Origin of the sequence: Archangium sp. (assembly GCF_036389735.1) — a bacterium.
GTDB lineage: Bacteria > Myxococcota > Myxococcia > Myxococcales > Myxococcaceae > Archangium.
This window is the reverse complement of sequence record NZ_DASVWK010000756.1, coordinates 1-6,459: the sequence shown is the minus strand read 5'-3', so window position 1 is coordinate 6,459 and position 6,459 is coordinate 1. Positions and strand designations below refer to the sequence as shown.

General features: G+C 69.0%; 6 protein-coding genes and 1 pseudogene. 1 reads left to right on the top strand and 6 read right to left on the bottom strand.

Translation table 11 applies throughout. The features are described from left to right. The 5 genes from rnc to VF794_RS26820 form a co-directional block, all read right to left on the bottom strand. Positions 1 to 654: ribonuclease III (gene rnc / locus VF794_RS26840; RefSeq protein ID WP_331115219.1), on the bottom strand; the 654-nt coding region annotated here is incomplete at its 3' end. A gap of 3 nt (positions 655 to 657) precedes the next feature. Then, on the bottom strand, positions 658 to 1,698 hold the full coding sequence (meaB, locus tag VF794_RS26835; RefSeq protein ID WP_331115217.1) for a methylmalonyl Co-A mutase-associated GTPase MeaB: 1,041 nt from the start codon (positions 1,696 to 1,698) through the stop codon (positions 658 to 660). Between the two features lie 4 nt (positions 1,699 to 1,702). Next, positions 1,703 to 2,563, bottom strand: a complete 861-nt coding sequence (locus VF794_RS26830; RefSeq protein ID WP_331115223.1) for a hypothetical protein — start codon at positions 2,561 to 2,563, stop codon at positions 1,703 to 1,705. Beyond that, entirely contained in the window at positions 2,563 to 3,708 is a 1,146-nt protein-coding gene (locus VF794_RS26825) for an acyl-CoA dehydrogenase family protein (RefSeq protein WP_331115215.1), read from the bottom strand. The genes VF794_RS26830 and VF794_RS26825 overlap by 1 nt, the downstream gene beginning before the upstream one ends. 35 nt (positions 3,709 to 3,743) lie before the next feature. After that, positions 3,744 to 5,273, bottom strand: a complete 1,530-nt coding sequence (locus tag VF794_RS26820; RefSeq protein ID WP_331115221.1) for an acyl-CoA carboxylase subunit beta — start codon at positions 5,271 to 5,273, stop codon at positions 3,744 to 3,746. Between the two features lie 244 nt (positions 5,274 to 5,517). Between VF794_RS26820 and VF794_RS26815 the strand changes: the two genes are divergently transcribed. Further along, a complete protein-coding gene (locus tag VF794_RS26815; RefSeq protein ID WP_331115213.1) occupies positions 5,518 to 5,865 on the top strand; it encodes a YtxH domain-containing protein in 348 nt (115 codons plus the stop codon). 91 nt (positions 5,866 to 5,956) lie between these two features. Here the strand turns inward: VF794_RS26815 and VF794_RS26810 are convergent. Then, positions 5,957 to 6,459, bottom strand: a pseudogene (locus VF794_RS26810) (hypothetical protein); the annotation flags it as partial.

Here is a 6,459-nt window from a genome sequence, read left to right as displayed (position 1 = left end):
CTTGCTGCGGCCACTGGCGCGCGCGTACACGTCCGGGCCCAGCGCCACCTCCACCTCGAAGATCTTCTCGTGGTCCGGGCCCGTCTCGGAGACGATCTGGTAGCGCGGCGTCAGCTTGAGGTGCTCCTGCGCCGCCTCCTGGAGCTTCGTCTTGTAGTCCTGCCGGCTCAGCGCCTGCGCCACCCCGTCCAGCGCCTCGCCGAAGTGGCGGTCCACCAGCCCCATCACCGGCTCCAGCCCACCGCTCAAGTACACCGCGGCGAACACCGCCTCCAGCGCGTTGGCCAGCAGCGAGGTCTTCTCCCGGCCTCCGCTCAGCTCCTCACCCCGGCCAAGCTGGAGCAGATCCCCCAGCACCAGCTGCCGGGCGATGCGCGACAGGCCCTCCTCGTTGACGATGCGGGCGCGCAACGGCGTGAGTTCCCCCTCCTTCATCTGGGGGAAACGCTCCATCAGCCGGTGGCCCACGACCAGGTTCAACACCGCGTCGCCGAGGAACTCCAGCCGCTCGTTGTCCTGGAAACCCTCGCCCCGGTGCTCGTTCACCCAGCTCTTGTGCGTCAGCGCGGTGAGCGCCAGCTCGGGACGCGCGAACGTCGTCCCGAGGCGCTCCTCCAGGGCCTTCACCCGCTCGGTGGGTAGCAGCTTCGCCACGAGTTACTCCGCCAGCTGGCTCGCGAGCTCCTCGGCGAGCGCGTAGGGGTCCGCCTGACGCTCCGCGATGCGCCCGGCCACCTCGTCCAGCTGCCCTCGCTCCCGCTCCAGTCGCGCCAGCGCGCCTCGCAGCAGCCGCTCGCGCAGCAGGGCCACGAACTGCGCCGCCGCCCGGGTGCGCTCCTTCACCTTGCGCCCACCCGTCTCATCCAGGAAGGCGCGGTGCTCCTCGATCGTCTTCACCAGCACGTCCACGCCCGAGTCCCTCGCCGCCACCACCTTGAGGATGGGCGGCTCCCACTCGCGAGGCCCCGCCGGCTCCTCCACGTGCGTGCCCTCGGCCTTGGCGCGCACCATCCGGTGGTGGGCGTCATGGTCCATGGGCGGCGCCTTCACCGCGTGGCGCAGCTCCAGCATCATCCGCAGCTCGCGCACCACCCGATCCGCCCCGTCCAGGTCGGACTTGTTCACCACGAAGATGTCCGCCACCTCGAGGATGCCCGCCTTGATGGCCTGGATGTCATCCCCCATGCCCGGCACCGTCACCACCAGGGTGGTGTGCGCCATCTGGGCGATGTCGATCTCGTCCTGCCCCACGCCCACCGTCTCCACGATGATGACGTCGCGCCCCATGGCGTCCATCACCCGGATGCAGTCGCCCGTGGCGCGCGACAGCCCGCCCAGGTTCCCCCGCGTGGCCAGCGAGCGGATGAACACGCCTGGATCCGTCGCGTGGTCCTGCATGCGGATGCGATCGCCCAGGATGGCGCCCCCGGTGAAGGGACTCGTCGGATCCACCGCGATGACACCCACCGTCCTGCCCGCCTTGCGCAGGTGGGCGATCAGTCGATCCGTCAGCGTGGACTTGCCCGCGCCCGGCGAGCCGGTGATGCCGATGATGTAGGCCCGCCCCGTCTTGGGGAACAGCTCGCGCAGGGCCTCGGTGGCCTCCGGCTCGCCGTCGTCGATCTTTCGCATGAGGCGCGACGCGGCCCGCACGTCGCCCTCGAGAACCCGCTGGGAGAGACTCGCCTTCGTTGCCAAATCCTTACTCCTGTGGAGGGCCCGCGCCGACCAGCTTCACGGCCTCGGCGGGAACCTTCAGCAGGCTCGCCACCAGGGGGACCACTCCGGGGAAATCATCCAGTTCGAACCGCTCCGCCCACACCTTGCCCTGTGCCCCCGCCAGGAGACCCCGGAAGGTCCGCCCGGCCACTCGCGCCCCCGCGAAACGGTAGGGCTTGCCCTCCACTTCGAGCAGCACCAGCAGCTCCAGGCCGCTGCGCGGGGGAACGAGCGCCTCATGCCCGAAGGCCCGGACGATCTCCGAGAAGCCGATCAGCCCCTCCCCCGCCGCCTGCCGCGCCGGTTGTTGCCCCTGCTCGCCGAAGAGCGCGGCCAGGTAGCCCACCAGCGCGCTCCGCTCGCGGAACTCGGACAGCTCGAAGGTGTGCGCCTGGGGCAGCGGCAGGGACTGCCCGTCTCGCACCGCGCTCGACACCCGGAAGTGGCCCTGCCGGTCCGCCACCAGCGTCAGCGTCAGCCCGTGCTCGGACACCTCCGTGGACAGCACCAGCGAGTGCGGATCCACCCGCGCGCTCAACCCCAGGGCCTGGAGCTCCGCGGAGCGCCGCTGCACGTGGAAGAGGTGCTCGTTGAAGGCGTCCGCCACCTCCGCCTCCACGTCCCGCGCCTCCCGCACCGCCCCGAGCGCGATGGGGCGCAGCCCCACCACCTCCGGCGGCGCCACGGGCACCAGCCGCTCTCCCTCCACCCGGAAGTCCACCCGCTCCACCTTGCGGTGGCCCGCCGGGTTGTCCAGGGGCTCGGTCAGGGAGAGGAGCGCCGTCAGGCCCCGCCCCCCGTCCCGTACCTCCAGTCCGAGCTGTTTCAGCCGGGCCGTGTCCATCACGCCTTCTTGAAGACTTCCCGCGCGATGATGGAGCGCTGGATCTCGCTGGTGCCCTCGCCGATCTCACACAGCTTGGCGTCGCGCAGGTAGCGCTCGACGGGGAACTCGCGCGTGTAGCCGTAGCCCCCGTGGATCTGCACCGCCTTGTTGCAGGCGCGCGTGGCGGCCTCGGAGGCGAACAGCTTCGCCATCGAGGCCTCCTGGCTGTACGGCTGGCCCGCATCCGCCAGGGCCGCCGCGCGGTGCACCAGCAGCCGCGCCGCGTCCGTCTCCATCTTCATGTCCGCGAACATCCAGCGCAGCGCCTGGAACTCGGAGATGGGCTGGCCGAACGCCGTGCGCTCGCGCGAGTAGCGCAGCGACTCCTCCAGCGCCCCGCGCGCCAGGCCCACCGACAGCGCGCCGATGGTGATGCGGCCCTTGTCGAGGATCTTCATCGTGTCGATGAAGCCGTGGTCCACCTCGCCCAGCCGCTGCGAGTCCGCGACCTCCACGTTCTCCATCACCAGCTCCGCCGTGTCCGAGGAGCGCATGCCCAGCTTGCCGTGGATGGAGCGCTGGCTGAAGCCCGGCATCCCCTTCTCCAGGATGAAGGCGGTGATGCCCTTCTGCTTCTTCTCCGGAGAGGTGACGGCCAGCACCACGAAGGTGCTGCCCACCGTGCCCTGGGTGATGAACATCTTCGCCCCGTTGAGCACCCACTTGTCGCCCTTGCGCACGGCGGTGGTCTTCATGCCCGCGGCGTCCGAGCCGCTTCCGGGCTCGGTCAGGCCCCAGGCGCCGAGGAACTCGGCCGTGGCGAGCTTGGGCAGGTACTTGCGCCGCTGCTCGTCGTTGCCGAAGACGCGCAGGTGGCTGGTGCCCAGCCCGTTGTGGGAGGCCACCGTCAGCGCCAGCGAGCCGTCGTAGCGGGCGATCTCCTCGACCGCCACCGCCACCGCCAGCGAGTCCATCGCCGCACCGCCGTACTCCTCGGTGACCAGCATGCCCATCACACCCAGTTCACCGAGCTCCCGCACCACCTGCATGGGGAACTTCTCATCCTTGTCCCAGTCGCGCGCGTAGGGCTTGACCTTGCGCTCACAGAAGTCACGGAGGGAGGACTGAAGGGCTCGATGGCTCTCGGGAAGTTCGAAGTCCATGTCGGGATGTATAGCAGAGGGTGGAGAGGGGGCCATTACACCGGGTAGACGCCGTGCTTCTTCGTCTCCCGGGGCTGGAAGCGCCGGGAATACAGCTCATAACGCTGCAACAGCTCGTTGCGCAGCCGGTCGCCCGGGACGATCTCATCCACCACCAGCTCGCTCGCCAGCTTGTAGATGTCCACATCCTGACGGTACTCGTCCCGGAGCTGCTGGACGTAGGCGGCCCGCTCGGCCTCGGGCTTCTCCTGAATCTTGTTGAAGAAGACGGCGTTCACCGCCGCCTCGGGGCCCATCACGGCGATCATCGCCTGGGGCAGCGCCAGGGTGGCGTCCGGTGCGAAACCCGGTCCGCTCATGGCGTACAGCCCCGCGCCGTACGCCTTGCGCACCACCACGCAGATCTTCGGCACGCTGGCCTCGGACACCGCGGAGATCATCTTCGCGCCCGCCCGGATGATGCCCGCGCGCTCCACCTTGGTGCCGATCATGAAGCCCGGTACGTCCGACAGGTACAGGAGCGGGATGTTGAAGGCGTCGCACAGCCAGATGAACCGCGCCGCCTTGTCCGCCGAGTCCACGAAGAGCACACCGCCCTTGTACTTGGGCTGGTTGGCGACAATGCCCACCGGCCGCCCACCGATGCGCGCCAGGCCGGTGATCAGCTCCTGGGCGAAGAGCTTCTTCACGTCGAACCAGCTGCCCTCGTCGATGAGCTCGTTGATGAGCGCATACATGTCGAAGGGCTTGTTCTGATCCGCGGGGATGATCTCGTCCACCCGCTTGCCGCTGCTCTTGGGCTCCTTGGGCTCGGCCCGGGGCGGCGCCTGGGTGAAGTTCTCCGGGAAGTAGCTCAGGTACTTCTTGGCCGTCTCGATGGCCTCCTGCTCCGTCTTCACCAGCACGTCGCCCACGCCCGACACCGAGCAGTGCATCTTCGCCCCGCCCATCTCCTCCAGCGTCACCTTCTCGCCAATGACCATCTCGGCCATGCGCGGGCTGCCCAGGTACATGGAGGCGTTGCCGTCCACCATGATGACGATGTCGCAGAAGGCCGGGATGTACGCGCCGCCGGCCGCGCTCGGCCCGAAGAGCAGGCACACCTGGGGCACGTAACCGGAGAGGTGCACCTCGTTGTAGAAGATGCGGCCCGCGCCCCGCCGACCCGGGAACATCTCCACCTGATCGGTGATGCGCGCGCCCGCCGAGTCCACCAGGTACAGCAGCGGACAGCGCAGCGCCTTGGCCGTCTCCTGGATGCGGAGGATCTTCTCCACCGTGCGCGCGCCCCAGCTCCCCGCCTTCACCGTGGAGTCGTTGGCCATGATCGCCACCGGCCGCCCCGCCACCTTGCCCAGCCCGATGACGACGCCGTCCGAGGGCAGCTCCGCGTCCAGGTTGTTGGCGAGCTTCGCGTCCTCGATGAACGAGCCCTCGTCCACCAACAGCCGGATGCGCTCACGGGCGAACAGCTTGCCGGTCTCGCGGTTCTTGGTGTGGTACTTCTCGGCTCCGCCCTTCTCCACCTGGGCGATCTTCTCGAGCAACTTCTGGTCGAATGACATGGCGGCGGGGGGCATAGCAGAAAGGTGCTCGCCTGGCTGCTGTCTCCGTTCACTCGACGGCTTGGGCACGCCGCGTCATGGCCCCCCTTTGACCGCCAGCCGACGCCTACCCCCGCCCTCGGGTGGGAGCAGGCTGCCCTGGGGGTGCCACCCCCGCCTCCCCTCCCTACTTTGCTCCCCGCGAGGGTCGGCGGCCGTGGGGGAAGCCCACCCTTCGTATGGCTGTGGCCAGGAGGAGGACGGAATGCTGTTCGCGAAGAAGGCCAAGTTTGCGGTGAAGAGCAACATGTACCGGAAGTACCTCGCCAAGAAGATCCTCAAGGACCTGCCCAATTCGGCCAAGGACCAGTGGGACGACTTCGACGTCGATAACGTGCTGCGCTACATGGGTCTCACCACCTACAAGCCCGCCCGTAGCTCGTTCGCCGGCGCCGGCGCCTTCATCATCGGTTGCGCCGTGGGCGGTATCGCCGCCCTCATGCTCGCGCCCAAGACGGGCACCGAGATGCGCACCAACGTGAAGGACAAGGCGATGGGCTACCTCGGCAAGCAGGGCGTCAACATCAACCCGGAGAAGACCGCCAGCGCCTAGTAGCTCCTGGGCTGGTCACCAGGCGGGTAGAGGAGCCACGGGTTGTGCTCCCCTGCCCTCCTGGGGGTTTCTCCAGTGTAAGCCCCTGGAATCATTGAGGACGGGACTGCTCGTACACCCGGAGGAGCCGCGTCTTGATGTCGAAGTGCGGTCGCCGGAAGTCCGGGATGATCACCTCGCCCCGCGTCTCCTCGAAGTTGCCCGACAGCAGCCCCAACGGCAGCAGCGCCGAGAGGTAGGCCGCGTCCGAGGCGTCCACCTCGTCCAGCTTCGAGACCTTGAGCGTGCGCGCGAAGCTCACGTGCCCGTCGACGGCCCACGCACTGCGCACCGTCGGCCCCTTCGTCCTCGCGGCGAAGTGCTCGGGCGCGGGGCCCAGTGCCGCCAGTGACGCGGGCACGTGCTCGACGACGTAGGCATCGAAGAGCGGATTGCCGGAGCCCACCAGCACCTTCACCGCCAGTACCTGGCCCGTGCGGGACTGCTCCAGCTCCAACTCCACGTGCAGCGTCCCCGCGCTCCGGCTGTACGCCTCCACCACGTCCACCGACGAGGGCCGCGACCCCGCCCTCCCCCCCGCCTCCGACCCCAGGG

Bases quoted from the DNA above. Each gene is read 5' to 3' on its own strand.
- VF794_RS26820 (WP_331115221.1), bottom strand. From the start codon at position 5,273: ATGTCATTCGACCAGAAGTTGCTCGAGAAGATCGCCCAGGTGGAGAAG.
- VF794_RS26830 (WP_331115223.1), bottom strand. From the start codon at position 2,563: ATGGACACGGCCCGGCTGAAACAGCTCGGACTGGAGGTACGGGACGGG.
- VF794_RS26815 (WP_331115213.1), top strand. From the start codon at position 5,518: ATGCTGTTCGCGAAGAAGGCCAAGTTTGCGGTGAAGAGCAACATGTAC.
- VF794_RS26825 (WP_331115215.1), bottom strand. From the start codon at position 3,708: ATGGACTTCGAACTTCCCGAGAGCCATCGAGCCCTTCAGTCCTCCCTC.